Source organism: Burkholderia sp. AU45388, assembly GCF_030481585.1.
In the GTDB taxonomy this organism is placed as follows: domain Bacteria; phylum Pseudomonadota; class Gammaproteobacteria; order Burkholderiales; family Burkholderiaceae; genus Burkholderia; species Burkholderia sola.
Genome location: NZ_JAUJPV010000003.1, coordinates 47,601 through 74,485 on the forward strand (window position 1 = coordinate 47,601; position 26,885 = coordinate 74,485).

Here is a 26,885-nt window from a genome sequence, read left to right on the forward strand (position 1 = left end):
GGCAAGCGCGGGCAGCGGAAGGGCCGCCGGCTCGGCGTGGCGCCGGCGCGCACCGGCTGCACTGCGCGGCGCGCCCTACGCCTGCGCGCTACGCCAGCGACAGACCCGCCGCGCCGCCTTCGGCGACCGCAGCATCATACAACGCGGTCTGCGCGATCGCCGCGGCGATGCCTGCGTCGTCGTGCGAGCCGCCGAGCATGCCCCAGCGCCGGTATTGCGACAGGAACCACTGGCCCTCGCGCGGGTCGGGCCGGTTCACCGCGCCGCCGTCGTGAAAGCGGATCGGCAGCGGCGGCGTCGCGAACGGACCCGCGCCGTAGTCGCCGAGCAGGCGCGGTGCGATCAACCGGGCCGGCACGCCGAGCGCGTCGGGCGACGCGAGCCAGTCGGCCGCCTCGCGGCGGTGCGCGGCGCTGTCGAGCCACGCGCATGCGTCGACGAGCGTGCGGATCAGCGCGCGGGCGGTGGCCGGATACAGCGCGACGAAATCGCGCCGGGTCGCGAGCACCTTCTCCGGATGATCGGGCCAGACCTCGCTCGTGACCGCCACGGTGCGGCCCGCGCCGCACGCTTCGGCCACCGCGTGCCACGGCTCGCCCGCGCAGAAGCCGTCGAGCTCGCCGCCCGCGAGCGCCGCGACCATCTCGGGCGGCGGAATCACGACGCTGCGCACGTCGCGCAGCGGATCGACGCCGTGCGACGCGAGCCACGCGTTCAGCCACATCGCATGCGTGCCGGTCGGAAAGGTCTGCGCGAGCAGCGGCTTGCGGCCGAGCGTCGCGAACGCGGTGCGCACGCTGCCGGTTTCGCGGTAAGCGTCGGCGAGGCCGCGCGACAACGTGATCGCCTGGCCGTTGCGGTTCAGCACCATCAGCGCGGCCATGTCGGCCTGCGGGCCGCCGATGCCGAGCTGCAGCCCGCAGACGAGCCCGTACAGCGCGTGCGCGGCGTCGAGTTCGCCGGTCAGCAGCTTGTCGCGCACGGCCGCCCACGACGGCTGGCGGCTCAATTCGAGCGTGAGGCCATGACGCGCGCCGAGGTTCAGGCGCTGCGCGACGATCAGCGGGGCCGCGTCGCTGAGCGCGACGAACCCGAGGCGAAGATGCGCGCGTTCCGGCGCGGCGGGGAGAGAGGTATGCATGGCACTCATGACTGGGGTGGCGCGTCGAGCAATTGTCGCGCGACGTCGACGATGCGCAGGCCGTGATCCATCGCACGCTTGCGCAGCGCCGCATAGGCGTCGTGTTCGGACAGCTTGCGCTGGTCCATCAGCACGCGTTTCGCGCGGTCGATCAGCTTGCGTTCCTCGAGTTCGCGCTCGACGTCGGCCAGCCGGCGGCGCAGCGCATCGTCGTGCGAGAAGCGCGCGAGCGCGACTTCGAGAATCGGCGCGAGGCGCTCGGCCGACAACCCTTCGACGAGATACGCGCTGACGCCCGCGCCGACCGCCGCGCGGATCAGTTCCTGATCGGCGTCGTGGCTGAACATCAGCACGGGGCGCGGCGCGGTCGCATGCATGACCGCGAGCTGCTCGAGCGTGTCGCGCGACGGCGAATCGGTGTCGATGATCACGACGTCCGGGCGTTGCTCCTCGACGGCCGCCGGCAGCCGCGCGGGCGTCGCGACGTCGTTCAGCATCTCGTAGCCGAGGCGCGCGAGCGCGTCGCCGAGCTCGCCGATCGGCTTGTCGGTATCGGTGACGAGCAGCACGCGCAGGCGGGTGGGGGCGGACGCACTCATGAGGCGGGCAACAGGGGCGGTGACGCGTCGGTACAACCGGCGAACGACGCATGCGGGCCGCATGCACGGCCGGGGCGGAAGGAAATGGGGAGCGGCTGACGCCGCACGATGCCGCGCATGTCAGGCGGCCCGCGCGAGTGTCGCATCGGTTGCCGCGTCCGCGTCCTGCGCGGCCGCTTCGCCGATCGCGCCGCCGACGAGGATCACGGCCGGGCTGCCGAGCCGCGCGGCGTCGATGCCGCGCGCGAGCGTGCCCAGCGTGCCGGTCCAGCGGCGCTCGTCGGGCGTGCCGGCCCATTGCACGGCTGCTGCCGGCGTCGAAGCGGGAAGCGCGGCGAGCAGGCCCGCCGCGATGCGGTCGACGCGGCTCATCCCCATGTAGATCGCGAGCGTGGTGCCGGTCGCCGCGAGCCGTGCCCAGTCGGGTTCGCCATGGTCCTGGCGGTGCGCGGTGACGAACGTGACGCCCTGGCAGTGCTCGCGGTGCGTGAGCGAGATGCCGAGGCTCGCGGCGGCGGCGAATCCCGACGAGATGCCGTTGACGATCTCGACCGGAATCGCGGCCGCGCGCAGCGTCGCGAGTTCTTCGCCGGCGCGCCCGAACAGCAGCGCGTCGCCGCCTTTCACGCGCACCACGTGTGCGCCGCGCAGCGCGTAGCGGCGCATCAGCTTCTCGATGAACGCCTGCGGCGTGGAGCGGCAGCCGCCGCGCTTGCCGACGCGGATCACGCGCGCCTGCGGCGCGAGTTCGACGATGCCGGGCGCGACGAGATCGTCGAGCAGCAGCACGTCGGCGGCGGCCAGCGCCTTCACCGCCTTCAGCGTGAGGAGATCGGGGTCGCCGGGGCCGGCGCCCAGCAGCGTGACTTTGCCTGTCGTCATTGTCGTAATCCTGTGCCGCATCGCATCGCTGCGGCGGTCTGATGTCGCGTTGTTGCTCGGCGGCGGCGGGCGGTCGAAACGCACCGGCATCCGGCCGTGCCGTGCACGGGGGGGACGCCGTTGTCCTGTCGGGCCCGCCTTGAAGGGCGGGCAGGGTTTTGCGGGGACTGCCCACCGGCGCCGTTGCCGGTGATGCATGCCGTTCAGCAATATCCGGGCCAACCGGCGCGACGCGCGGCCCGTCGTGTGCCGCGACGCACCGCGCGATGGCCGCGAGCGTGCCTGTGCTCGCCATGCGCGAGCAGTCGCGATGCCGCATCGGCGTGCATCGTGCGCCGCCCGCGCGCACCGCGATGTCGCACGGCGACAGTGCTGCAGCGCACCACATCTGTGCCTCGATGCATCGCGACGGAGAGCGCACCGCGCACCGCGGCGACGTGCCCGATGCCCGGCGCGCCTTGTACGGTGGGGCTCGCGGCGCGATTGACGCCCACATGGCACGTCGCTTGCGTTAGCTCGTTCGGGCGGATCAATGGCGATCCGTCCGCAGTACCGAATACCGAAGCGCCCGGCAACGGGCTTCATGGGCAACGGCGTCCTACGCATCGGGTCTCGACGAGACCGGGTGCGCAGGACGCCGTTTTTCGTTTGGGCGGACGACATGACCGACAAAGCTACCCGTATCGATCTCTTCAGCCTCCGCACCGCGCCGATGCGCGCGTTCCATCTGACGTGGATGGCGTTCTTCGTATGCTTCTTCGCGTGGTTCGCGTGCGCGCCGCTGATGCCGCTGATCGCGCGCGAATTCCATCTGACGGCGGCGCAAGTCGCGAACATCAACATCGCCGCGGTGGCCGCGACGATCGCCGTGCGGCTGCTGGTCGGTCCGCTGTGCGACCGCTTCGGCCCGCGCCGCGTGTATGCCGGGCTGCTGCTGCTCGGCGCGATCCCCGTATTCGCGGTGTCGTTTACGCACGACTACCTGTGGTTCCTGATCTGCCGCCTCGGCATCGGCGCGATCGGCGCGGGCTTCGTGATCACGCAGTACCACACGTCGGTGATGTTCGCGCCGAACGTGGTCGGCACCGCGAATGCGACGACGGCCGGCTGGGGCAATGCCGGCGCGGGCGCGACGCAGGCGCTGATGCCGCTGCTCGTCGCCGCCGGCCTGATGCTCGGCTTCGGCGAGGATTCCTCGTGGCGCATCGCGCTGGTCGTGCCGGGCGTGGCGATGCTCGTGATGGCGTGGGCGTACTGGCGCTTCACGCAGGACTGCCCGCAAGGCGATTTCGTCGCGCTGCGCCAGCAGGGCGTGACGGTCGACAGCGGCAAGAAGGGCGGCTGGGCGAGCTTCTTCGCGGCCTGCGGCAACTACCGCGTGTGGATGCTGTTCGTCACGTACGGCGCATGCTTCGGCGTCGAGGTGTTCATCCACAACATCGCCGCGCTGTACTACGTCGATCACTTCAAGCTGTCGCTGAAGGACGCCGGCTTCGCGGTCGGGATGTTCGGGCTGCTCGCGCTGTTCGCCCGCGCGCTCGGCGGCTGGCTGTCCGACAAGATCGCCGCGCGGCGCAGCCTCGACGTGCGCGCGGCGCTGCTGTGCGCGCTGATCATCGGCGAAGGGCTCGGGCTGATCTGGTTCTCGCATGCGCAAGGCATCGGCGTCGCGCTCGTCGCGATGCTGACCTTCGGCCTCTTCACGCACATGGCGTGCGGCGCGACGTATGCGCTCGTGCCGTTCATCGACCGCAAGGCGCTCGGCGGCGTCGCGGGGATCGTCGGCGCGGGCGGCAACGTCGGCGCGGTCGCCGCGGCTTTCCTGCTGAAGGGTGTCGGCGACGTGCAGCACACGCTGAGCGTGCTCGGCCTTGTCGTGACCGCAACCGCGTTGTGCGCGATGGCCGTGCGCTTCAGCGAAGAACACAAGGCGCGCGAAGCGGAACTGCGCGATCGCGCACTGGCCGCCGCCGGCGCCGCGAACTGATCGACCGAAGGAACCGTCACCATGAAACTCATCGTCATCGGCCACGGCATGGTCGGCCACAAGCTCCTCGAATGCGTCGCGGCGCAAGCCGGCGCGGCCGGCGCGCCGCAGATCACGGTGCTCGGCGAGGAGCCGCGCCCGGCCTACGATCGCGTGCATCTGTCGGAATTCTTCGCGGGCAAGTCGGCGGACGACCTGTCGCTCGTCGAACCCGGCTTCTTCGAGCGTCATCCGCAATTCGACCTGCGGCTGAACGCGCCGGTCGCATCGATCGACCGCGCCGCGCACACGGTCACGCTCGCGTCGGGCGAAACGCTCGCCTACGACAAGCTGGTGCTCGCCACCGGCTCGCGTCCGTTCGTGCCGCCGGTGCCGGGCCGCGATCGCGCGGGCTGCTTCGTGTACCGGACGATCGAGGATCTCGAAGCGATGCAGGCGTGCGGCGCGCACGCGAAGCGCGGCGTCGTGATCGGCGGCGGGCTGCTCGGCCTCGAATGCGCGAAGGCGTTGCGCGACATGGGGCTCGACACGCACGTGGTCGAATTCGCGCCGCGCCTGATGGCCGTGCAGGTCGACGATGGCGGCGGCCGGATGCTGCGCGCGAAGATCGAGGCGCTCGGCGTGACCGTGCATACCGGCAAGAACACGCTCGAGATCGTCGACGGCGACGAAGGCGCGCACCGGATGGCATTCGCCGACGGCTCGCATCTCGACACCGACATGATCGTGTTCTCGGCCGGCATCCGGCCGCGGGACGAACTGGCCCGCGCGTGCGGGCTCGAGATCGGCCCGCGCGGCGGCGTCGCGATCGACGACGCGTGCCGCACGAGCGACGCCGACATCTACGCGATCGGCGAATGCGCGGCCTGGAACGGCATGGTGTACGGCCTCGTCGCGCCCGGCTACGACATGGCGCGCGTGGTCGCGAAACAACTCGCGGGCGACGCCGACGAAGCGGCGGACGCCGCGTTCGCCGGCGCCGACATGAGCACCAAGCTGAAGCTGATGGGCGTCGACGTCGCGAGCATCGGCGACGCGCACGGCACGACGGCCGGCAGCCGCACCTACCAGTACGCGGACGAGCGCCGCCAGGTCTACAAAAAGCTCGTGGTGTCCGACTGCGGCAAGTTCCTGCACGGCGCGGTGATGGTCGGCGATGCGGCCGAATACGGCACGCTGCTGCAGATGATGCTGAACCGGATCGAGCTGCCCGAGTCGCCGGAATTCCTGATCCTGCCGTCGTCGGACGGCGCGGCGAAACCGGCGATCGGCGTCGATGCGCTGCCGGAAGGCGCGCAGATCTGCTCGTGCAACAACGTGTCGAAGTCGCAGATCTGCGCGGCGGTGGCCGACGGCGCGACGAGCCTCGGCGCACTGAAGACCTGCACGGGCGCCGGCACGTCGTGCGGCGGCTGCGTGCCGCTTGTCACGCAGATCATGAAGGCCGAGATGAAGAAGCAGGGCCTCGCGGTCAACAATCATCTGTGCGAGCACTTCCCGTATTCGCGCCAGGAGCTGTTCCACCTGATCCGCGTCGAGCGCATCACGACGTTCGACGCACTGCTGCACAAGCACGGCCGCGGGCTCGGGTGCGACGTGTGCAAGCCGGCCGTCGCGGGCATCCTCGCGTCGTGCTTCAACGAGTTCGTGCTGAAGAAGGAGCACGCGGGCCTGCAGGATTCGAACGACTACTACCTCGCGAACATCCAGCGCGACGGCACGTATTCGGTGGTGCCGCGCATGCCGGGCGGCGAAGTCACGCCGGAAGGGCTGATCGCGGTCGGCCAGGTCGCGAAGAAATACGGCCTGTATACGAAGATCACCGGCGGCCAGCGTGTCGACCTGTTCGGCGCGCGCGTCGAGCAGCTGCCGTCGATTTGGGAGGAGCTGATCGCCGCCGGCTTCGAATCGGGGCACGCGTACGGCAAGGCGCTGCGCACCGTGAAGTCGTGCGTCGGCTCGACGTGGTGCCGCTATGGCGTCGACGATTCGGTCGGCCTTGCGATCGACCTGGAGAATCGCTACAAGGGGCTGCGCGCGCCGCACAAGATCAAGTTCGGCGTGTCCGGCTGCACACGCGAGTGCGCGGAAGCGCAGGGCAAGGACGTCGGCATCATCGCGACCGAGAAGGGCTGGAACCTGTACGTGTGCGGCAACGGCGGGATGAAGCCGCGCCACGCGGAACTGCTCGCGTCCGATCTCGATCGCGACACGCTGATCCGCTATATCGACCGCTTCCTGATGTTCTATGTGCGCACGGCCGATCGGCTGCAGCGCACCAGCGTGTGGCGCGACAACCTCGAAGGCGGCCTCGACTACCTGGTCGACGTCGTCGTGCACGACAAGCTCGCGATCGCGGCCGAGCTCGAGGCCGACATGCAGCACGTGGTCGACACCTACGAGTGCGAATGGAAGCGCGCCGTCACCGATCCCGACACGCGCAAGCGCTTCCGCCACTTCGTGAACAGCGACGCGCCGGACACGACCATCGAATTCGTCGAGACGCGCGGCCAGATCCGGCCCGCGACGCCCGGCGAGCGCACGGGCGGCAAGCCCGTGGCGATTCCGGTCGTCGCCGAACCCGCGACCGTTTGACCCCGACCGACACCCGCATCTTATAAAGGAGCCCATCATGAACGATCGTCTTCCGCTGTGCTGGACCCGCGTGTGCCCGCTCGACGACATCGTGCCGAACACCGGCGTGTGTGCGCTCGTCAACGGCGAGCAGGTCGCGGTGTTTCACGTCGCGCACGCCGACGGCGGCGTGTTCGCGATCGACAACGTCGATCCCGTGTCGCAGGCCGCCGTGATGTCGCGCGGGCTGATCGGCAGCCTCGGCGAGCGCGTCGTCGTTGCATCGCCGTTGTACAAGCAGCACTTCGACCTGCGCACCGGCGAATGCCTGGAAGCGCCCGAGCAGTCGGTGAGCGCGTATCCGTCGCGGGTCGAGGACGGCTTCGTATGGATCGCAGCCTGAACGTCCCGGAGCACGCATGACCGCCACCCCCGTCAAGAGCGTGTGCCCGTACTGCGGCGTCGGCTGCGGGATGGTGTTGCACGTCGAGGACGGCGAAGTCGTCAAGGTGTCCGGCGACGCCGACCATCCGACCAACTTCGGGCGGCTGTGCACGAAGGGTTCGTCCGCGCACGTCGCGCTGCGCCGCTCGGGGCGGCTCGACCGTGCGTTCGTGCGGCGCGCCCGCGAGGACGACCTCGTGCCGCTGCCGGCGCGCGACGCGATCGCCGAGACCGCGCGGCGGCTGCGCGCGGTGCTCGATACGCACGGGCCCGATGCGCTGTCGTTCTACGTGTCGGGGCAGATGTCGATCGAGGCGCAATACCTCGTCAACAAGCTCGCGAAGGGCTTCGTCGGCACCAACAACATCGAGTCGAACTCGCGCCTGTGCATGGCGAGCGCGAGCACCGGCTACAAGCAGTCGCTCGGCGCGGACGGGCCGCCCGGGTCGTACCAGGATTTCGATCGCGCGAACCTGTTCTTCGTGATCGGCGCGAACATGGCCGACTGTCATCCGATCCTGTTCCTGCGGATGATGGATCGCGTGAAGGCCGGCGCGAAGCTGATCGTCGTCGATCCGCGCCGCACCGGCACCGCCGACAAGGCCGACCTGTTCCTGCAGATTCGGCCGGGCACCGATCTCGCGCTGACCAACGGGCTGCTGCACCTGCTGCACGCGAACGGGCGCACCGATGCCGCGTTCATCGATACGTACACCGAAGGCTGGGACGCGATGCCCGCGTTCCTTGCCGACTACACGCCCGAGCGCGTCGCGGAGATCACGGGGCTGGCCGAAGCCGACCTCCGCACGGCCGCGCAATGGATCGGCGACGCACAGGAATGGATGAGCTGCTGGACGATGGGGCTCAACCAGAGCACGCACGGCGTGTGGAACACCAACGCGATCTGCAACCTGCATCTCGCGACCGGCGCGATCTGCCGCCCGGGCAGCGGGCCGTTCTCGCTGACCGGCCAGCCGAACGCGATGGGCGGACGCGAGATGGGCTACATGGGGCCGGGGTTGCCGGGCCAGCGCTCGGTGGCATCCGACGACGATCGCCGCTTCGTCGAGAACCTGTGGCGCGTGCCGGCCGGCACGCTGCGCAAGGACACCGGCAACGGCACGGTCGACCTGTTCGAGCGGATGGCGGCCGGGGACATCAAGGCGTGCTGGATCGTCTGCACGAACCCGGTCGCGACCGTGCCGAACCGGCGCAACGTGATCGCCGGGCTGCAAGCCGCGGAACTCGTGATCGCGCAGGACGCGTTCCTCGACACCGAGACCAACCGCTACGCGGACATCCTGCTGCCCGGCGCGCTGTGGGCCGAGGGCGACGGCGTGATGATCAATTCCGAGCGCAACATGACGCTGATGCGCGCGGCGGTCGCGCCGCCCGGCGATGCGCTGCCCGACTGGCGCATCATCGCGGAAGTCGCACGCGCGATGGGTTTCGGCGATGCGTTCGACTATGCGTCGGCGGCCGACGTGTTCGACGAGATCGTGCGCTTCTCGAATCCGGCGACCGGCTACGATCTGCGCGGCGCGAGCCACGCGGCGCTGCGCGACGGGCCCGTGCAATGGCCGGTCGCGCCGGGCGCCGCGCGCGAGCGGCACCCGATCCGCTACCTGAACGACGGCGTGAGCCAGCCGCCGCGCACGGCAGCCGACGGCGGCGACGCGCCGCGCATCGCGTTCCCGACGCCGTCGGGCAAGGCGCGCTTTTTCGCGCGGCCGCACGTCGATCCGGCCGAGCTGCCCGACGACACGTTCCCGATCGTGCTGAACACCGGGCGGTTGCAGCATCAGTGGCACACGATGACGAAGACGGGCAAGGTCGCGATGCTGAACAAGCTCAACCCGCGCCCGTTCGTCGAGCTGCACCCGGACGATGCGAGCGCGCTCGGCATCGCCGCGAAGGACAGCGTCGAGATCCGTTCGGCGCGCGGCCGCGCGGTGTTGCCGGCCGTCGTGACGGACCGCGTGCGGCGCGGCAACTGCTTCGCGCCGATGCACTGGAACGACGTGTACGGCGAGGACCTGTGCATCAACGCGGTGACGAACGACGCGATCGACGCGGAATCGCAGCAACCCGAACTGAAATACTGCGCGGTCGCGCTCACGCGCGTCGAAGCCGATGCATTCGCGCACGCCGACGACGACACCGCGCAACCCGATGCAGGCGCCGGCGACGCGCGGCCCGCGCCGGCGACGGTGCAGGCCACAGCTTCACAGGAACCCGACATGGCAGACATCGACACTTTCGCGGCCGCGCTGGGCGTCGCCGATTTCGCGCCGCCGCCGCTGACCGACACCGAGCGGCTGTACGTGGCCGGCCTCGTCAGCGGGCTGAAGGCGAGCGCCGGCCGTCGCGACGGCGGCGTGCCCGTGCTGCCGGCCGGCGCGCCGTTGACGCTGCCCGTGCGATTCTGGCTCGACGGCATGCTCGCGGGGCTGTTCAGCCGCTCGCCGCCCGCGCACGCCGACGAGCGTGCCGCGCCGGCGCTGCCGGCCGACGCCGCCGCGGCCGGCGGCGTGCGCATCGTGCGCCCGCGCCCGAAGGTCACGTTGTTGTGGGCGTCGCAGACCGGCAACATCGAATCGTTGACCGAGGATTACGCGACGAAGCTGATGAACGCGGGCTTCGAGATCCGCACCGCGTGCATGTCCGACTATCCGGTTGCATCGCTGGCCGGTGCGCAATACGTGCTGCTGATGACGAGCACGTTCGGCGACGGCGATGCACCCGACAACGGCAGCGAGTTCTGGGACGCGTTGCAGGCCGGCAGCGCCGCGCGCCTCGACGGCGTGCATTTCGCGGTGCTCGCGTTCGGCGACCGCAACTACGACCAGTTCTGCGGCCACGGCCGCCGGCTCGACGCGCGGCTTGCGGAACTCGGCGCGGCGCGCCTCTGTGCGCGCGTCGATTGCGACGTCGAATTCCAGCACGATGCCGATCAGTGGCTCGAGCGCGTCGTCGCGCGGATCAAGGAGGCCGATGCCGCGCTGCACGCGGTGCCGTCCGGCGGGATGAGCCCGTCGGGGCTGCTGCCGACGAAAGCGCATCCGGCGCCGTCGAAGCTCGTCGCGAACCTGCGGCTGAACCGGCCGGGCGCCGCGAAGGACACGCGCTACGTGTCGCTGTCGACCCAGGGCGCGAACCTCGAATACGAAACCGGCGACGCGCTCGGCGTGTGGCCGACCAACTGTCCGGAGCTGGTCGACGAGCTGCTGTCCGTCACCGCGCTGAAGGCCGATGCGCCCGTGTCGGTGCCGGGCGTCGGCGATATCCGGCTCGGCGACGCGCTCGCGCGCCACTTCGACATCACGCGCCCGCATCCGGACACGCTGGCCTTCATCGCGTCGCGCAGCGCCAATGGCGCGCTGAAGTCGCTGCTCGGCGACGATCGCAAGGCCGACCTCAAGCAATGGTTGTGGGGGCAACAACTGGCGGACGTGCTGCACGAATACCCGGTCGAGCTGTCGGGCGCGGAGCTGGTCGGCATGCTCAAGCGCCTGCAGCCGCGCCTCTATTCGATCGCGTCGAGCCCGAGCGCGCACGCGGGCGAGATTCACCTGACCGTGTCGGCCGTGCGTTATCACAACGGGCGGCGCGCGCGCAAAGGCGTCGCGTCGACGTTCCTCGCCGATCGCGCGGACGACGGCCGCGTGCCCGTGTTCGTGCAGAAGTCCGCGCATTTCCGGCCGCCGGTGAACGGCGACGTGCCGATCGTGATGGTCGGCCCGGGCACCGGCGTCGCGCCGTTCCGCGGCTTCCTGCACGAGCGGCAGGCGCGCGGCGCGCGCGGGCGCAACTGGCTGTTCTTCGGCGAGCAGCACGCGCAGACCGACTTCTACTACGGCGACGAACTGAGCGCGATGCGCGACAGCGGGTTCCTCACGCGGCTCGATCTCGCGTTCTCGCGCGATCAGGCCGACAAGGTCTACGTGCAGGACCGGATGCGCGAGCAGGGCGCCGAGCTGTTCGCATGGCTGGAGGAAGGCGCGCACTTCTACGTGTGCGGCGACGCCGCGCGCATGGCGAAGGACGTCGATACGGCGCTGAAGGCGGTCGTCGCCGAGCACGGCGGCATGTCGGACGAAGCCGCGAACGACTACGTCGCGCGGCTTTCGAAGGCGCGGCGGTACATGCGCGACGTGTATTGAGCGTGCGAGCGGCGGGCGGTTGTCCGCCAGTTTCGCTGGCAGGTCGACTGCAGGCGCTCCCGTGCGTGCGCCTGCTGGGCGCGCATGAACGCTTCGAGCGGAAACGCCAGCCGCTCGGGCGCGTCGGAATCGCATCGGCCGCTCGCTGCAGCAATGGGTCCGGCGGCGCATGATGTCGGCTCCCCCAACGAAGCCATGGAGTCGCGTGATGACCGTCTTCCCGCATTTTCCGATTCGAACGTTCGCGATTGCCGCCGCGTTGGCGGTCGCCGCGGTTTCCAGCGCACCGGCGATCGGCCAGACGTCGACGGCGCCGGCAGGTTCGGCCGCTGCGACGCCCGACAACGCGGTGCTGCTGACCGTATTCCTGAAGCACGACCAGTCGCGCCCGCTTGCCGAGCTGAATGCGCAACTCGCGAAGCAGGGGTTCTACAAGGCGTTTCCGCCGCCGGGCGTCGAGGTGGTGAGCTGGACGGTGACGATGGGAATCGGGCAGATCGTCGTGCTGCGGCTGCCGGCGTCGCGGTTGCGCGAGGTCAACCGCGTGCTCGAGGATACGGCCTGGGGCGCGTACCGGACGGAGTTCTACCCGACCTATGACTACAAGGCGATCGGATTGGGGGAGCATGAGCGCGCGAAGTGACGCGCGGCAGCGAATTTCCATACGCGTGGTGCGCCGGGACGGGCGCACCGAATCGACCCGCCGCCATTCCGGAACGTGCCGGGCCGTCGCGTTTCCGTCCTCGCCGGCCGGGCTCGGCGCGGCAGATTCCTCCGAAATGCATCGCAAGTCATTCATCTGATGAAAAAACCACCGCGGTTCCCGGTATGATGCGCACCTTGCGCGTGTCCGCCGCACGCATTTTGATGCGAGGTGGGCACGCGACCGGCCACGGACGCGCGGCAAACGTGCCACAAAACCGCACAATGCCCGTGTGAAAGATTTTGTAATATAAGTTCCTTATACTCGTAAGTTCTGATCCCGGCGCCCCAGCCTTCCCGATGGCCGGCCGCCCGAGGAGAACAACGAGATTTTTGTCGCCGCCCGGCCAATCCGCGCCGCGACACGCTATGCACCACCACTGAACACGTTATGTCTTCCCGCCACCCTGGTTCGCCCGGCCGTGCCGAGGCGGTGATCGCCCGTGCCCGGGCGCTGATCCGCCATGAGCGCGTGCTGTCGCCGCTGCTCGCGCTCGGCATCGGCCTGCTGCTGATCGTGGTTTTCCAGCATCTGTCGGAATCCGTCGACTACCGGTCGGTGATCCGCCAATTGCGTTACATGTCCGCCGGCGAATGGGGCGCGTCGCTGGCCGCGACGGCCCTCAGCTATCTCGCGCTCGTCGCCCGCGATGCGGTCGGCCTGCGCTATGTCGCGGCCAAGGTGCCGCGCGTCGCGCTGTGGATCGGCGCGATTGCCGGTTCCGCGCTCGGCAACGCGACCGGCTTCGGCGCGTTGACGGGCGGGGCGGTGCGCGCTCGCGTGTACGGCGTGTCGGGCGTCACGCCCGCCCAGATCGGCCGGATGACGGTGTTCACGAGCGGCACGCTGGCGCTCGCGATGGTGTTGATGACCGCGGTCGGCATGGTCTGCGTGCCGGAGGCGCTCGCCGCGATGTTGCACGTCGCGCCCGGCGTGCTCACGTGGACGGGCGCGGCACTGCTCGTCGCGCTCGCGGCGCTGGTCGTGCTGTGCGGCAATACCGCGCGCCCGGTCGTCACGCGTTTCAAATGGCTGTCGTTCGACGTGCCGGCGCGGCGCGATCTCGTCGCGCAGGTCTTCTATGCGGTGCTCGACGTCGTCGCCGCGGGCCTGACGCTGTGGGTATTGCTGCCGGCGGCGCCGGTCGGCTTCCCGACCTTCATCACCGTCTACGCGGCCGCCTTGCTGCTCGGGATGATCGGCCATACGCCGGGCGGGATCGGCGTGTTCGAAGCGGCGATGGTTTTCACGCTCGGTCGCGAAGTGCCCGCGCACGCGATGGTCGCCGCGCTGATCGCGTATCGCGCGATCTACTTCGGCGTGCCGCTCGTGCTGTCGGCCGGCCTGCTGGCCGGCTTCGAGGGCCGCGCGCTGCGGCGCCGGCTCGTGACGCGGCAGGCCGTGCGCGTGTCGCAACTGGCGCCGGTGTTCCTGAGCCTCGTGACGTTCGCGGTCGGCGGGATGCTGGTGATCTCGAGCGCGACGCCCGCGTTCTGGCATCGCATCGCGATCCTGCGCCACATCGTGCCGCTGTGGGTGCTCGAAGGTTCGCAGGTGATCTGCAGCGTGCTCGGCGTCGCGCTGCTGTTCGTCGCGCGCGGGCTGCTGCGCCGGCTCGACGGCGCGTGGTGGATGACGTTCGCCTTGACGCTCGCGAGCCTCGCGCTGTCGCTGGCCAAGGGCCTCGCGTTCGTCGAGGCAGGCGTGCTCGGCACGCTGCTCGTGCTGCTGCTCGTCAGCCGCCGCCGGTTCAACCGTCATTCGTCGCTGCTCGCCGAGCGCTTCACCGTCAGCTGGTTCGTGTCGGTGGCGATGGTGCTGATGCTGGCCGTGTGGGTGCTGTTCTTCGCGTTCCGCGACGTGCCTTATACGCGCGATCTGTGGTCGCATTTCTCGTTCGATGCGCGCGCGCCGCGTGCGCTGCGCGCGACGCTCGCCGCCGGCGTGTTCGTCGCGCTGTTCGCGCTGTGGCAATTGCTGCGCCCGGCGCCCGGGCGTTTCGTGAAGCCCGCCGAGCAGGACCTGATCGACGCGGAGCAGATCATCCGCGCGCAGGAATGCAGCGACGCGGGCCTCGCGCTGATGGGCGACAAGTCGTTCCTGTTTTCCGAATCGCGCCGCGCGTTCCTGATGTACGCGAAGAACGGCCGCACGTGGGCCGCGCTGCACGACCCGGTCGGCCCGCGTGAAGAGTGGCCGGCGCTGATCAGCAAGTTCATCGCGCTCGCGCACGCGCACAGCGGCCGCGCCGCGTTCTACCAGGTGCGCGCGAATGCGTTGCCGCTGTATCTCGACGCGGGGCTCACGCTGATGAAGCTGGGCGAGGAAGCGCACATCGCGCTCGACCAGTTCGACCTGAAGGGATCGAACCGTTCGCACCTGCGCTACGCGCTGCGCCGCGGCGACAAGGATGCGTTGACGGTCGAGGTCATCGCGCCGGGCGACGTGCAGGCCGCGCTGCCGGCGTTGCGCGACATCTCCGACGGCTGGCTCGACAGCCGCGATGCGCGCGAGAAGAGTTTCTCGGTGGCTGCGTTCCACGACGGCTATCTGTCGACGCAGTCGGTGATGCTGGTGCGGCAGGCCGACAAGCCGATCGCGTTCGTCACGTTCATGACGACCGACCTCAACACCGAGGCGACGGTCGGCGTGATGCGCCATCTGCCGGACGCGTCGCCGTACGCGATGGAGTATCTGTTTACGCAGCTCGCGCTGCATCTGAAGAAAGCGGGGTTCCGCAAGCTGAGCCTGGGCATCGCGCCGTTCTCGGGGATGGGCGCGGCGAAGATGCCGTCGCCGTTCCACCGGCTCGGCCTGATGGTCTGGCGCTTCGGCGGCCGCTTCTACAACTTCCGCGGCTTGCGCGCTTTCAAGAGCAAGTTCGAACCGCACTGGGAGCCGCGTTATCTCGCGGCCTCGGGCTCGGTCGGCGTGTTCGTCACGCTCGCGGATCTGTCATTGCTGGCTGGAGGTCGGCGTTCATGATGTCGAAGAAGGGAATCGCGCGGGCGGTAGCCGCCTGCGCGGGAATGATGCTGGCCGGCGCCGCGTGCGCCGCGCAGCCGGCCACGGTGAAAGCCGAAACCGTATCGGGCGGCCGCTATGGGCCCGTGACCGTGACCAAGCCGAGCGGGCCGCTGCGCGGTTTCGTCGTGCTGTTCTCGCGCGAGGCCGGCTGGCATGCCGCCGATCAGCAGGCGGCCGACGCGCTCGCGAAAGCCGGTGCGATGACGGTCGGCGTCGATTCCGGGCGTTACGCGGCGAATCTCGCCGCGAAGCAGGAGGCCTGCCACCACCTCGACGGCGACGCCGAGGCGGTCAGCCATCAGCTCGAACGTCTTGCGCAGTCGTCGCGCTATTTCACGCCGATCGTCGCGGGTGTGGGCCAGGGCGGCGCGATCGCGAAGCAGATCCTGTCGATGGCGCCGGAGAACACGATCGCCGGCGTCGTCGCGGTCGGCCCGGCCACGAAGCTCGATCCGCGCTTCAAGCCGTGCCCGCCCGACCCGACGATCGTGCGCCGCGCGATGCCGGGTTTCGTCGAAACGGCTGCCGCGGGCGACACCGAGAAGCTCGTCTCGCTCGTCACGTCGCACTTGCGCGACACCAGCAGCAGCGACGAGCTCGACGTGTCGGACCTGCCGCTCGTCGAGCTGCCGGCCAAGGGCGGCAGCGACCGGCTCGCGATCGTGATCTCGGGCGACGGCGGCTGGCGCGATCTCGACAAGACGATCGCCGAAGCGCTGCAGCGCGACGGCGTATCGGTGGTCGGCATCGACGCGCTGCGTTACTTCTGGAGCGAGAAGCCGCCCGCGCAGGTGAGCCGCGATCTGGCCCGCGTGATGCGCACCTACATGGCGCGCTGGCATGCGAGCCGCGTGGCGCTGGTCGGCTACTCGTTCGGCGCCGACGTGATGCCGTTCGCGTACAACCGGCTGCCGGCCGACCTGCGCGACAAGGTCGCGGTGATGTCGCTGCTCGGCTTCGCGCCGTCGGCCGATTTCCAGATCCGCGTGACGGGCTGGCTCGGCATGCCCGCGAGCGACAGTGCGCTGAAGGTCGCGCCGGAAATCGCGAAGGTGCCGCCGTCGCTCGTGCAGTGCTTCTATGGCGCGGAAGAGAAGGAAACGATGTGCCCGGCGCTCGCGAACACGGGCGCCGACGTGATCAGGACGCAGGGAGATCACCACTTCGGCCGCGATTACATCGCGTTGGAGAAGAAGATCCTCGGCGGGTTCGGCAAGCCGGCGGCGGCGCGCTGAACGCCGGTGGCGCCCGCGTGACGGCGGGCGCCGGCCGGTTTGCTTCCGGTTCATCGTACGGGCGGCCAGCGAGCCGCCCGTTTCATTTTCCGGGCTGCGCTGCCGCGTCCTGCGGCGGCATGGTCGTTCTCGCATCGCGCTGATAGAAGCCCGGAAACCGGTCGAGCTGCCGCCGTGCGGCCGCGAGATCGGTGTCGTCGCCGAGCACCGCGCTCGAAAATCCCGTGCGTTCCATCAACAGCAACTGGTCGACCAGGACGTCGCCGGTCGCGCGCAAGTCGCCGGCGAAGCCGTAGCGCTTGCGCAGCAGGTAGGCCTGGCTGTAGGCGCGGCCGTCGGTGAACGACGGAAACTGCAGGTCGATGCGCTCGGCCTGCGCGATGCGCGCGGCGAGCGGCGGCAGTTCCTCGTCGTTGCCGATCGTCAGCGTCGTCGTGCCGTGCCGCTCGGTGTCGTCGGCATGTTCGGCCGGCGTCAGCAGCCGGATGCGTTCGTTTGCGTTCGCGGTCTCGTGGTTCATGCGGGTTCTTCCTGATGACGCGCGGCGTTCGCGGCGGCCTTGAACGGCTCCGCGCCGACGCGGCGCACCGTGTCGATGAATCGTTCGCAGCGGCCGTTCGCGTCGATGCGCACGTCGAGATACGCATGGACGAGCGCGTCGACGACATCGACGATTTCGTCCGCCGAAAACGACGGGCCGATCACCTTGCCCGGCCGCGCGGGGCCGCTCGCGATCGAGCCGTCCGACCCGCCGAGCGTGACCTGGTACCACTCCGCGCCGTCCTTGTCGACGCCGAGGATGCCGAGGTGGCCGCTGTGATGATGGCCGCACGAGTTGATGCAGCCGCTGATGTGCAGGTCGATGTCGCCGATGTCGTGCAGCAGGTCGAGATCGTCGAAGCGCTCGGCGATCGCGTCGGCGACCGGAATCGAGCGGGCGTTCGCGAGCGCGCAGAAATCGCCGCCCGGGCACGCGATCATGTCGGTCAGCAGCCCGACGTTCGCGCTCGCGAGGCCGATCGCGCGCGCGTTTTCCCACAGCAGGAACAGGTCGTCGACGTGTACCCACGGCAGCACGACGTTCTGCGTGTGCGTGACGCGCGCCTCGCCGGCCGAGAAGCGGTCGGCGAGATCGGCGAGCGCATCGAGCTGGTCCGGCGATGCGTCGCCGGGCGCCTGCAGGCGGCGCTTGAACGACAGCGTGACGATGCGCAGCGCCGGGTCGCGATGATCGGCGACATTGCGGGCGAGCCAGCGGGCGAACGCCGGATGACGGCTCGCCTGCGCGGACAAGCGTGCGTTCGCGTCCGCGAGGTCGAGCGTGCGCGGTTTCAACCGCGGCGGGACGAACGACGCGGCGACGCGATCGAATTCGGCCTGCGGGATCGTGTGCGGGCCGCCGTCGTGGACGACGATCTGGCGGAACTCCTCCTCGACGTCGTCGATGTAGCGCTGCCCTTCGGTCTTCACGAGGATCTTGATCCGCGCCTTGTACTTGTTGTCGCGCCGCCCGTAGCGGTTGTACACGCGGACGATCGCCTCGATGTAGTTCATCACGTGCTGCCACGGCAGGAATGCGCGCAGCAGCGTCGCGATCGTCGGCGTGCGGCCCATCCCGCCGCCCACGCTCACGCGAAAGCCGAGTGCGCCAGCTTCGTCGCGCACGAGCTTCAGCCCGACGTCGTGCCAGTCGGTCGCCGCGCGGTCTGCGGTCGCGCCCGTGAGCGCGATCTTGAACTTGCGCGGCAGGAACGCGAATTCGGGGTGCAGCGTCGTCCACTGGCGCATCACTTCGGCGAACGGGCGCGGATCGGCGATCTCGTCCGGCGCGACGCCCGCGCGTTCGTCGCACGAAATGTTGCGGATGCAGTTGCCGCTCGTCTGGATGCCGTGCATGTCCACGGTCGCGAGCAGGTCCATCACGTCGGCGGCCTTCGCAAGCGGAATCCAGTTGAATTGGACATTGGTGCGCGTCGTGAAGTGCGCGGTGCGGGTCGGCAGGCGCAACGTGCCGAGCAACGCCTGCGCGTCGCACGCGGCGCGATAGGTGGGGTCGTCGGGGACGTCGTAGTCGCGCGCGATCCGCGCGAGCATGCGAAGCTGCGCGCTCGACAGCTCGCCGTACGGCACCGCGACGCGCAGCATCGGCGCGTGGCGCTGCACGTACCAGCCGTTCTGCAGGCGCAGCGGCCGGAACGCGTCCTCGCCGAGGGTGCCTTGCTGCCAGCGTTCCAGCTGGTCGCGGAACTGGGCGGCGCGGCTGTGCACGAGCGCCCGGTCGAAATCGGTATATCGATACATGACGTGATACGCGAGAGGCGCCACGGCGAACGGCGCGCGGCGCGGAAGGACGTTGCGACGGATGTCAGGCAACGGGAGACAGCGTAGGGAACGCGATGCGGCGGGACAAGCAGCAGATCGGAACGAAAAAGGCGTAGCAGATGACCGGCGGGGTGCCGGTGCGGGCCGGGCATGCGCGCATGCCCGTGCGCGCGGTCACGCGTCGACGACGAGCGTCGGATCGAGCGCGCGGATGCGCTGGTCGATGAAGTAGCCGCCGCCTTCCTGGTAGCGCAGGAACAGGCGGCCGCACGCGCGACAGCGGCTGACGGTGCAGCGGTTGTACGGGAAATGGCGCGGCGCGATCGGCGCGTCGTCCGACGCGTAGCGCGTGCCGGCCGGATGATATTCCGAGTAGGTCGGCTCGGGTTCGCCCGGCGGGATGAGCGTGGCCACTTCGATCAGTTGGGTGTCCGGCAGCGACAGCGGCAGGGTCGTCCAGCCGGCGAGCGAGGTCTTCGTGCACGTGCACGACTGCGGGATGTGTGCCGCTTCGGCCGTCAGTTTCAGCAGCGCGTCGTGATCGAGGTAAGGCAATTGGCTCATGGGCAATCGGGAAAGGGCGGCGGGACCTGCAATGTAACCCGCGTACGGATCGGCTGCATGGCCGTGACGCGGCCGGCGCAGCGCGCCTTGCGCGATCAGCCTGCCTTGCGGACCGCCGGCTGCGCGATCAGTTCGCCGAGCACGCGGATCGCGCGCTCGATGTCGCGGCTCCACGGATGGCCGAAGTTCACGCGCACGCAGCGCTCGAAGCCGTGCGCGGCCGAAAACAGCGGGCCCGGCGCGAAGCTGATGCCGCGTGCGATCGCCTCGCGATGCAGCGCCATCGCGTCGATCGCATCGGGAAACGCGAGCCACAGGAAATAGCCGCCGTCGGGCCGCACCCATTCGACGCCGGCCGGCAGCCAGCGCCGCAGCGCGTCGTCCATTCGGTCGAGCTGCGTGTGCAGCGCGCCGCGCAGCTTGCGCAGGTGCCGGTCGTAGCCGCCGTGTTCGAGATAGTTCGCGATGCCGGCCTGCGCGGGAATGCTGGCCGACAGCGTCGTCATCAGCTTGAGCCGCTGCACCTTCTCCGCGAACCGGCCCGCGGCGGCCCAGCCGATCCGGTAGCCGGGCGCGAGCGTTTTCGAGAACGAACTGCAGTGCATCACGAGGCCGTGGCGGTCGAACGCGCGCGCGGGCAGCGGATAGTCGGGGCCGAAATGCAGTTCGCCGTACACGTCGTCCTCGATCAGCGGCACGTTGCGCGCCGCGAGCAATTCGACGAGCGCGCGCTTTTTTTCGGCGGTCAGCGTCACGCCGGTCGGATTCTGGAAATTGGTCATGAACCAGCACGCGCGAATGTCGTGCCGGTCGAGCGCATTCGCGAGCGCATCGAGATCGAGGCCCGTGCGCGGATCGACGGGAATCTCGACCGCGCGCAAATCGAGCCGCTCGATTGCCTGCAGCGCGGCATAGAAGCCCGGTGCTTCGACGGCGACGACGTCGCCGGGCCGCGTCACCGCCATCAGGCACAGGTTCAGTGCCTCGAGTGCGCCGTTCGTGACGACGATTTCGTCGATCGGCTGCGAGATGCCGGTCGCGAGATAGCGCCGCGCGATCTGCTGGCGCAGCGCCTCGTTGCCGGGCGGCAGGTCGACGACCGTGCTCCACGGGCTCACGAGCCGCGTGGCCTGCGCGAGCGACTTCGCCAGGCGCGGCAGCGGAAACAGCTGCGGCGCCGGGAACGCGGAGCCGAGCGGCACGATGCCGGGTTGCGTGGCCGCATCGAGCACGGAGAACACGAGGCTGCTGATGTCGACCTTGCGCGTGGCGCCGGCGCGGCTCGCGCGGCGTTGCGTCGCCGGGCTCGCGGCCGGCTGGGCGCCCGGTGCGACGTAGTAGCCCGAGCGTTCGCGCGCACGGATCAGCCCCCACTGTTCGAGCAGGTAGTACGCGCGAAACACCGTCGACTGGCTCACGCCATGTTGCGCGATGATCTGCCGCAGCGACGGCAGGCGCGTGCCGACGGCAAGGTTGCCGTTGCGGATGTCGTCGGCGATCGTATGGGCGAGGGTTTCGTAGCGTTTCATCGGCGTGGGCGGAGCGCGTCGTCGCCGGCGCGGGCGAAGCGGCGCCGCGCCGGCGGGCGGCGCTCATTGTCCGATGCGCGGCCCGAAAAGGAAAGGCGCGGGTGTTGCGGCCGCGCCGTCCCGCTGCGTCAGGCCGCGTTCGGCTCGACGATCGGCCCGCTGCCGCCGTGCGGCGACGGCTACGGCACGGCGCACCTTGCCGACCACGCGCACGCACGGCACGCCGCCCGCGGCGAACGGCGCCACGAACGAGCCTGTCGTGATCGACGGCATCACGCCGGTGAAGGTCGTGAAGAAGATGTCCGCGAGATGGCCCGCGAAGTTCTGGATCCCGCCGCGCGATGCGACGTGCGCGTGCGTCGGCGTGCCCCCGACGCGGGCCCGGTAATTGGGGTGCGTTCGGCCGCGAGGCCCGCGAATATGCGCGATGTGCGGCTTGTTCCGATTGCGTGCCCCTGCGTTTTATGGTCTCGTTGCGGGATATCGCATCGACTCAAAAAAGGACAGTCGGATGCAGGCGGGCGAGTCACGCGGGGTCCGGTTGATCAGGGGAATCGGCGCAAGTGCGCGCGCCCGCGGCGCCGTGCGCATGCTGCTCGTCATATCGATGCTGGGCGGGCTCGCCTCCGTTTTGCCGGCCTTCGCCGCCTCTCCCGAAACCGTCAACGACAACGTGCTGCGCGTGCTGGCCTGGCCCGGCTACGCGGATAGCGACATCGTCAGCGCATTCGAGACGCAGTTTCATGTGCGCGTCGAAGTGACGCTGGTCGATTCCGACGAAGCGCTGTGGACGCGGATGCACAGCGCGTCGCCGCCGCCGTACGACGTGCTGGCCGCGAACACGGCCGAGATCCAGCGCTATGCGCATGAACGCCTGCTCGCCCCGATCGACCTGTCGCGCATCCCGAACCGGCGGCGGCAATTGCCGAATTTCCAGCAACTCGCGACGATCGGCGGCCTCGTGCAGGACGGCGCGTTCTATGCGATTCCGTTCACGTATTCGTCGATGGGGCTGATCTACGACCGCAAGCAGGTGCCGGCCGCGCCGCGCTCGATGCGCGAATTGTGGAATCCGCGCTATCGCGGCAAGGTGCTCGACTTCAACAGCGCGCAGCACAATTTCTCGTTCACGGCGCTGGCGCTCGGCTATCCCGATCCGTTCCGCCTGTCGCCCGCGCAAACGCTTGCCGTGGCCCGCAAGCTGATCGACCTGCGCCGCAACCTGCTGACGTACTACACGCTGCCCGAGGAAGCGACCGCGCTGTTCGTCCAGCATCGGGCGGCGCTGATGTTCGGCAACTACGGCACGCAGCAGGTCGAGCAATTGCGTCGCGCCGGCGCCGACGTCGGCTACGTGATCCCGGACGAAGGCGCGCTCGCCTGGCTCGATTGCTGGGCCGTCACGCGCGGCGCGCGACGGCCCGAGCTTGCATTCGCGTGGATCAACTACATGCTCGAACCGGCGATCGGCACGCTGCTGACCGAGCGTCAGGGGCTGGCGAACACCCTTGAGCCGTCGCGCGGCCTGGATACCGGGCGCCGGCATCTCGTGTGGCTTCAGCCGGTGGAGGACATCGCGCGCCGCGAGTCGCTGTGGAGCCGCATCGTGTCGGGCGATCGGCCGGAGCGGTTCGCCAAATGATCCGGCTCGGGCTCACGTCGAAGCTGTCGGTGCTGTTCGCGTGCATCGGCGTGATCGCGTCCGGCACGACCGGCTACTACGCGTATCGGGCCAACCGCGCGATGCTGGCGCAGGAGGCGCAGCACAGTCTGCTGATGTCGACGCAACTGCTCGGGCAGCGCTTCACCAACGCGCTCGCCGACGTTGCCGACGACGCGCTCGTGCTCGCGCAGTTGCCGTCGTCCGCGGCCGTCGCGGGCGGCGACAATCCGGACAACACGCGACGCATGCGGCTCGAGCAGGTGTATTACAGCTTCATGAGAAATCATGCGGAATACTTGCAGATCCGCCTGATCGCGAGCGGGCACTTCGGGATCGAACGCATTCGCGTCGATCGCGATGCGCGCGGCATCGTCGTGCTGCCCGAAAGCGCGTTTCAGGAGAAAGGGCAGTTTTCCTACGTATTCGACACGCTCGCGACGGCGCCCGGTCATATCTACCTGTCACCGATCGTGATCAATCACGAGACGGGATCGCATGCGGCGGAAGGGCTGCCGATCCTGCGCGTCGGGACGCCGGTGGTCGACGCGTCGGGCCAGACGGTTGGCGCGCTCGTCGTCGACGTCGAACTCTCTCGGGTGTTCGCCCGGATCGAGCGCGATCTGCCGGACGACTATGCGGTCTATCTCGCGAACCAGTGGGGCGATTTTCTCGTCCATCCCGATCCGGAACAGACATTCGGTTTCGATCGCGGCCGGCGCGTGCTGATGCAGGACCGTTTTGCCGTCACGCGCGCGCTGTTCGACAGCAGGCGTACGAACGTGACGTTCAACGGGCTCGCGCAGCCCGATCAGGCGCCGGGCCAGATGTTCGCGTTCGTGCGTACGCCGTTCGGGCACGACGAGGGCAGCCGCTTCGTCGTGCTCGGGATGGCCCGCCCGCTGGCCGACGTACTCGCGCCGGACGGCATGCTGGGAGAACGGATCGTCAGGATGGTGCTCGTGTCGAGCGTGCTGGCGGTGATTCTCGCGATCCTGTTCGCGCGTGCGATCACGCGGCCGTTGCAGGCGCTCGCGCGCGCGGCGACGCACGTGTTCGACGATTCGGCCACCGAACGGCTGCCGGTCGCGCGGGCCGACGAGATCGGCGTGCTCGCGCGTTGTTTCGACAGCATGCGCGTCGAGATCCGCTCGCAGATGGCGATGCTGCGCGCGAAGCAGCAGGAGCTCACGCATCTCGCCGGTCATGACCCGCTGACCGGCCTGCCGAACCGCCTGCTGTTCATGGAGCATCTCGATGCGGCGATCCGCCATGCGGCCGCGGTGCGCGAGGGGCTGGCGGTGATGTTCGTCGATCTCGACCGCTTCAAGCAGATCAACGACCAGCACGGGCACTCGGCCGGCGACCGCACGCTCGTCGCGGTCGCGAAGCGGCTGAGCCAGGTGCTGCGCGGCGACGACATGGCTGCACGGCTCGGCGGCGACGAATTCGTCGTGCTGATTTCCGACGTGGGTTCGCCGGCCGTGATCGGCGATGTCGCGACGCGCATCCAGATCGTGATGGCCGAGGAGCTGGAGTTCGACGAAGGGCGCATGGCTGTCGGCGCGAGCATCGGCGTCAGCGAATTTCCCGCGGATGGCGCATCGGCCGAGGAGCTGCTCGTCAAGGCCGACGCGGCGATGTACGCGGCGAAGGCATCCGCGCAGTACGTGTGCGTACGCTATCAGGACCTGGTCCGCGGCGGCGCGCCGGACGAGACCGGCCGCCCCGCGTCTGGCGGCAACCGCTGACGGCGCGGCGAAACGCGACGAGCCCGTCGCGGGACGGGCTCGTCTTGCATGCGGGCTGCACGCGCGAGGCGCGCAGCGGCACGCTTAGTGGCCGAAGTAGACCGAGTCGCGCGGGCTGTGTGCTGCCCGGCCGACCGGTGCGCCGCCCTCGACGGTCGCGGCCGGTTGCGCACCGAAGCCGCTGTTGTCGATGCCGTGCACGCGGGCTTGCGCGGCCTCGATGTCGGCCGGGTAGTGCGGGCTCGCCTGGCTGGGCTTGTAGCCGGCCTGTTCGAGCTGGACCAGTTCGTTGCGCACTTGGGCGCGGGTCACGGTGCTTTGCGCGAATGCGCCGAACGACGCGGACAGGGCAACGGCTGCAACGACTGCGGAAACGAGCGATTTCATGATGACCTCCGATGTTTATTGGCTTTCCGCGTTCGACACCATGTCGTCAGCGGTTGAATACATCGTAGGCGTCGGCTCACCTAGGGTAAACGTGAGTTTGAGCGAAAGATCGTTGCGTTACGGGTAATAATGCGGAGGCAAATACGATCCGTCCCCATGCTGTATTGCCGGGATGGCGGGCAATGGCGGAAGAGTATGGGAGCATCGCGCGCGGGCGGCGGCAAGCCCCGCCGGCGAACGACGACGGGGCGAATACCCCGCGCAGGGATTACAGGGCTACAACGCTGGCGAATCAAACCCCGTCGTCGTCGATTTCCTTGCGCTCGCGGCGTTCCTCGTTGCCACGCCGCGCGCGCAGGCGCTGGCGCGACAGGACGGCGATCACCTGCTGGGTCGGCGCGCCGGACGGCAGTTCGTTGCGGATGCGGTCGGGCACCATCGGCAGGCCCGCGCGCTGCCGGCGCAGCGCCTTCGCGATTGCGCGGCGGCATTCGTCGCCGTGGCAATCCCATTCATCGCGGATTCTCTGACAGTAACGGCATTGTTCCATCCGAATAGTCTAACGCGTCTTCTGGAATGGAGCAGGGCATGGCGCCGGACGGGCGACGCGCCGGCCGACGGCGCCAGGTATGGGCGATGGCGGACTGAATCGGACTGCGAATCGAGCGAAGCGGAACCGTTCTCCGACACCACGGTTTCCCGTCCTTGTCCATACGGATTCCGTGCACGCGGACGGGGCCGCCGCGCGTCATCGGAGCGACCAGATACCCCAGATCGCGATCAACAGGCCGAGGCCCAATCCACAGCCCAGCAACACATAGGTTTCCATTTCGAGCCTCTAAAGACATTGTCCGCCGTAGCGCTACGCCGGTCTGCGAATACTACGCGTCGCAGCTTTCAGAACCCATGCGCAATCCCGCTCGCGCCCGATGCATGACCGCCGAACCGGTTCAATATAATTCAAGGGAATTGACCGCCTCATGCGCGGCGTACATATCCCCGAACGAGGAAATCCGATGACGCTTGCCCAGTTGCAGGCCCTGGCCGCCGTGGTCGAACTCGGCTCGCTGACCGCCGCGGCAGACCGGCTCAGCCGCAGCCAATCCGCGATCAGTCACGCGCTGACGGAGCTGGAGGACATCACGCAGGTCAAGCTGCTCTGGCGCGACCGGCAGCCGGTCGTCCTGACGGCGGCCGGCGAACGCCTGTGGCCGTATGTCCAGAGCGTGGTGCGCGAAGCGCAACTGCTGCGCCAGCAGTTCAGCCTGTCGCGCGGCAAGCTCGAGGGGAGGCTGGTGGTCGCATCGCTGCCGAGCGTGTCCCTGGCGTTCGTCGTTCCCGCGCTCGAGGCGTTGAAGGAGATGCACCCGGGCGTCTCGGCGGTGCTGCTCGAAGGCACGGACGGTGAAGTCGAAGCGTGGATCGACGACGGGACGGCCGACGTCGGCGTGGTGGCCGGCACCAAGACATTCGCGCACAACCTGCCGCTGCTCGACGAGGATTTCGTCGCGGTCGTGGCGGACGACCTGTTCGCGGGCCGCAAGAGCGTGTCGGCCAGGCAACTGGCCGCGGCGCCGTTCATTTTCTCGAAGGCGGGGTGCGGGCCCGTGATCGCGGATTACTTCGCACGCGGCGGCGTGCCGCTTCGCGCCGCGTTCAACGTCGTCGAGATGCGCACGATCCTGTCGATGGCGGAGGCCGGCATGGGCGTGTCGATCGTGCCGCGCATCACGCTGACGTACACGCCGTTCGGCGGGCGCGTGCTGGCGCTGTCGCCACGGCTGCATCGCTCCGTGCGATTGGCGTGGAATACCGCCGGCAATGCGGTTGCCGATGAGTTCGTGCGGCTCGTCGACGCGCGACGCGCGAAGGCGGAAAAGACGGCCCGGACGCGCGCGAAAAAGGGCAAATAGCGAC

Annotated in this window: 19 protein-coding genes and 1 pseudogene; 10 read left to right on the forward strand and 10 right to left on the reverse strand. The window is 69.3% G+C overall.

Annotated elements, in window-relative coordinates:
• Positions 1–88: 88 nt before the first annotated feature.
• From QZM72_RS07675 to cobA, 3 genes are all read right to left on the reverse strand, one after another.
• Positions 89–1,141: a CmpA/NrtA family ABC transporter substrate-binding protein gene (locus QZM72_RS07675; RefSeq protein WP_089469929.1), complete on the reverse strand. Its 1,053-nt coding sequence runs from the start codon at positions 1,139–1,141 to the stop codon at positions 89–91.
• A gap of 5 nt (positions 1,142–1,146) precedes the next feature.
• Entirely contained in the window at positions 1,147–1,740 is a 594-nt protein-coding gene (locus QZM72_RS07680) for an ANTAR domain-containing response regulator (protein WP_089469928.1), read from the reverse strand.
• A gap of 120 nt (positions 1,741–1,860) precedes the next feature.
• Positions 1,861–2,622: a uroporphyrinogen-III C-methyltransferase gene (cobA, locus tag QZM72_RS07685; RefSeq protein WP_089470581.1), complete on the reverse strand. Its 762-nt coding sequence runs from the start codon at positions 2,620–2,622 to the stop codon at positions 1,861–1,863.
• A gap of 661 nt (positions 2,623–3,283) precedes the next feature.
• Here cobA and QZM72_RS07690 point away from each other — a divergent pair.
• From QZM72_RS07690 to QZM72_RS07720, 7 genes are all read left to right on the forward strand, one after another.
• Positions 3,284–4,609, forward strand: a complete 1,326-nt coding sequence (locus QZM72_RS07690) for an MFS transporter (protein WP_301737737.1) — start codon at positions 3,284–3,286, stop codon at positions 4,607–4,609.
• 21 nt (positions 4,610–4,630) lie between these two features.
• Positions 4,631–7,204: a nitrite reductase large subunit NirB gene (gene nirB / locus QZM72_RS07695; protein WP_301737738.1), complete on the forward strand. Its 2,574-nt coding sequence runs from the start codon at positions 4,631–4,633 to the stop codon at positions 7,202–7,204.
• Positions 7,205–7,241: 37 nt separating this feature from the next.
• Entirely contained in the window at positions 7,242–7,586 is a 345-nt protein-coding gene (gene nirD / locus QZM72_RS07700) for a nitrite reductase small subunit NirD (protein WP_301737739.1), read from the forward strand.
• Positions 7,587–7,602: 16 nt separating this feature from the next.
• Positions 7,603–11,790: a bifunctional nitrate reductase/sulfite reductase flavoprotein subunit alpha gene (locus QZM72_RS07705; protein ID WP_301737740.1), complete on the forward strand. Its 4,188-nt coding sequence runs from the start codon at positions 7,603–7,605 to the stop codon at positions 11,788–11,790.
• Positions 11,791–11,998: 208 nt separating this feature from the next.
• Positions 11,999–12,433 (forward strand): hypothetical protein, encoded by a 435-nt coding sequence (locus tag QZM72_RS07710; RefSeq protein WP_089469922.1) that lies wholly within the window; start codon positions 11,999–12,001, stop codon positions 12,431–12,433.
• 450 nt (positions 12,434–12,883) lie between these two features.
• Entirely contained in the window at positions 12,884–15,478 is a 2,595-nt protein-coding gene (gene mprF, locus QZM72_RS07715) for a bifunctional lysylphosphatidylglycerol flippase/synthetase MprF (protein WP_089469921.1), read from the forward strand.
• Positions 15,475–16,755, forward strand: coding sequence for a virulence factor family protein (locus QZM72_RS07720; protein ID WP_089469920.1), 1,281 nt, complete (start codon positions 15,475–15,477; stop codon positions 16,753–16,755). Before mprF ends, QZM72_RS07720 begins: the two co-directional genes overlap by 4 nt.
• 82 nt (positions 16,756–16,837) lie before the next feature.
• Here the strand turns inward: QZM72_RS07720 and QZM72_RS07725 are convergent, their stop codons facing one another.
• The 5 genes and pseudogenes from QZM72_RS07725 to QZM72_RS35610 all read right to left on the reverse strand — a co-directional run.
• Positions 16,838–17,275, reverse strand: coding sequence for a DUF934 domain-containing protein (locus QZM72_RS07725; RefSeq protein ID WP_089469919.1), 438 nt, complete (start codon positions 17,273–17,275; stop codon positions 16,838–16,840).
• Complete coding sequence (locus QZM72_RS07730; protein WP_089470580.1) at positions 17,272–19,056, reverse strand: nitrite/sulfite reductase; 1,785 nt, start codon at positions 19,054–19,056, stop codon at positions 17,272–17,274. Before QZM72_RS07730 ends, QZM72_RS07725 begins: the two co-directional genes overlap by 4 nt.
• Before the next feature lie 195 nt (positions 19,057–19,251).
• Complete coding sequence (locus QZM72_RS07735) at positions 19,252–19,641, reverse strand: hypothetical protein (RefSeq protein WP_089469918.1); 390 nt, start codon at positions 19,639–19,641, stop codon at positions 19,252–19,254.
• Positions 19,642–19,736: 95 nt separating this feature from the next.
• A complete protein-coding gene (locus QZM72_RS07740; RefSeq protein ID WP_089469917.1) occupies positions 19,737–21,170 on the reverse strand; it encodes a PLP-dependent aminotransferase family protein in 1,434 nt (477 codons plus the stop codon).
• A 179-nt stretch (positions 21,171–21,349) separates the two neighbouring features.
• Positions 21,350–21,533 (reverse strand): annotated as a pseudogene (locus QZM72_RS35610) (MFS transporter); the annotation flags it as partial.
• Positions 21,534–21,681: 148 nt separating this feature from the next.
• Between QZM72_RS35610 and QZM72_RS07750 the strand changes: the two are divergent.
• Complete coding sequence (locus tag QZM72_RS07750) at positions 21,682–22,812, forward strand: PotD/PotF family extracellular solute-binding protein (protein WP_089469916.1); 1,131 nt, start codon at positions 21,682–21,684, stop codon at positions 22,810–22,812.
• Positions 22,809–24,581 (forward strand): GGDEF domain-containing protein, encoded by a 1,773-nt coding sequence (locus QZM72_RS07755; protein WP_089469915.1) that lies wholly within the window; start codon positions 22,809–22,811, stop codon positions 24,579–24,581. The genes QZM72_RS07750 and QZM72_RS07755 overlap by 4 nt, the downstream gene beginning before the upstream one ends.
• 84 nt (positions 24,582–24,665) lie before the next feature.
• Here the strand turns inward: QZM72_RS07755 and QZM72_RS07760 are convergent, their stop codons facing one another.
• Both QZM72_RS07760 and QZM72_RS07765 read right to left on the reverse strand, forming a co-directional pair.
• Complete coding sequence (locus QZM72_RS07760; RefSeq protein WP_089469914.1) at positions 24,666–24,968, reverse strand: DUF4148 domain-containing protein; 303 nt, start codon at positions 24,966–24,968, stop codon at positions 24,666–24,668.
• A gap of 292 nt (positions 24,969–25,260) precedes the next feature.
• Positions 25,261–25,518 carry a hypothetical protein gene (locus tag QZM72_RS07765; protein ID WP_006478949.1) on the reverse strand — a complete coding sequence of 86 codons (258 nt, stop codon included), beginning with the start codon at positions 25,516–25,518 and terminating at the stop codon, positions 25,261–25,263.
• A 466-nt stretch (positions 25,519–25,984) separates the two neighbouring features.
• On the opposite strand from QZM72_RS07765, the gene QZM72_RS07770 reads away from it, so the two are divergent.
• Positions 25,985–26,881, forward strand: coding sequence for a LysR family transcriptional regulator (locus QZM72_RS07770; protein WP_089469913.1), 897 nt, complete (start codon positions 25,985–25,987; stop codon positions 26,879–26,881).
• The last annotated feature ends 4 nt before the right edge of the window (positions 26,882–26,885 follow it).

Coding starts and splice junctions, on each gene's coding strand:
- QZM72_RS07675 (WP_089469929.1), bottom strand. CDS start 1,141: ATGCATACCTCTCTCCCCGCCGCGCCGGAACGCGCGCATCTTCGCCTC.
- QZM72_RS07680 (WP_089469928.1), bottom strand. CDS start 1,740: ATGAGTGCGTCCGCCCCCACCCGCCTGCGCGTGCTGCTCGTCACCGAT.
- cobA (WP_089470581.1), bottom strand. CDS start 2,622: ATGACGACAGGCAAAGTCACGCTGCTGGGCGCCGGCCCCGGCGACCCC.
- QZM72_RS07690 (WP_301737737.1), top strand. CDS start 3,284: ATGACCGACAAAGCTACCCGTATCGATCTCTTCAGCCTCCGCACCGCG.
- nirB (WP_301737738.1), top strand. CDS start 4,631: ATGAAACTCATCGTCATCGGCCACGGCATGGTCGGCCACAAGCTCCTC.
- nirD (WP_301737739.1), top strand. CDS start 7,242: ATGAACGATCGTCTTCCGCTGTGCTGGACCCGCGTGTGCCCGCTCGAC.
- QZM72_RS07705 (WP_301737740.1), top strand. CDS start 7,603: ATGACCGCCACCCCCGTCAAGAGCGTGTGCCCGTACTGCGGCGTCGGC.
- QZM72_RS07710 (WP_089469922.1), top strand. CDS start 11,999: ATGACCGTCTTCCCGCATTTTCCGATTCGAACGTTCGCGATTGCCGCC.
- mprF (WP_089469921.1), top strand. CDS start 12,884: ATGTCTTCCCGCCACCCTGGTTCGCCCGGCCGTGCCGAGGCGGTGATC.
- QZM72_RS07720 (WP_089469920.1), top strand. CDS start 15,475: ATGATGTCGAAGAAGGGAATCGCGCGGGCGGTAGCCGCCTGCGCGGGA.
- QZM72_RS07725 (WP_089469919.1), bottom strand. CDS start 17,275: ATGAACCACGAGACCGCGAACGCAAACGAACGCATCCGGCTGCTGACG.
- QZM72_RS07730 (WP_089470580.1), bottom strand. CDS start 19,056: ATGTATCGATATACCGATTTCGACCGGGCGCTCGTGCACAGCCGCGCC.
- QZM72_RS07735 (WP_089469918.1), bottom strand. CDS start 19,641: ATGAGCCAATTGCCTTACCTCGATCACGACGCGCTGCTGAAACTGACG.
- QZM72_RS07740 (WP_089469917.1), bottom strand. CDS start 21,170: ATGAAACGCTACGAAACCCTCGCCCATACGATCGCCGACGACATCCGC.
- QZM72_RS07750 (WP_089469916.1), top strand. CDS start 21,682: ATGCAGGCGGGCGAGTCACGCGGGGTCCGGTTGATCAGGGGAATCGGC.
- QZM72_RS07755 (WP_089469915.1), top strand. CDS start 22,809: ATGATCCGGCTCGGGCTCACGTCGAAGCTGTCGGTGCTGTTCGCGTGC.
- QZM72_RS07760 (WP_089469914.1), bottom strand. CDS start 24,968: ATGAAATCGCTCGTTTCCGCAGTCGTTGCAGCCGTTGCCCTGTCCGCG.
- QZM72_RS07765 (WP_006478949.1), bottom strand. CDS start 25,518: ATGGAACAATGCCGTTACTGTCAGAGAATCCGCGATGAATGGGATTGC.
- QZM72_RS07770 (WP_089469913.1), top strand. CDS start 25,985: ATGACGCTTGCCCAGTTGCAGGCCCTGGCCGCCGTGGTCGAACTCGGC.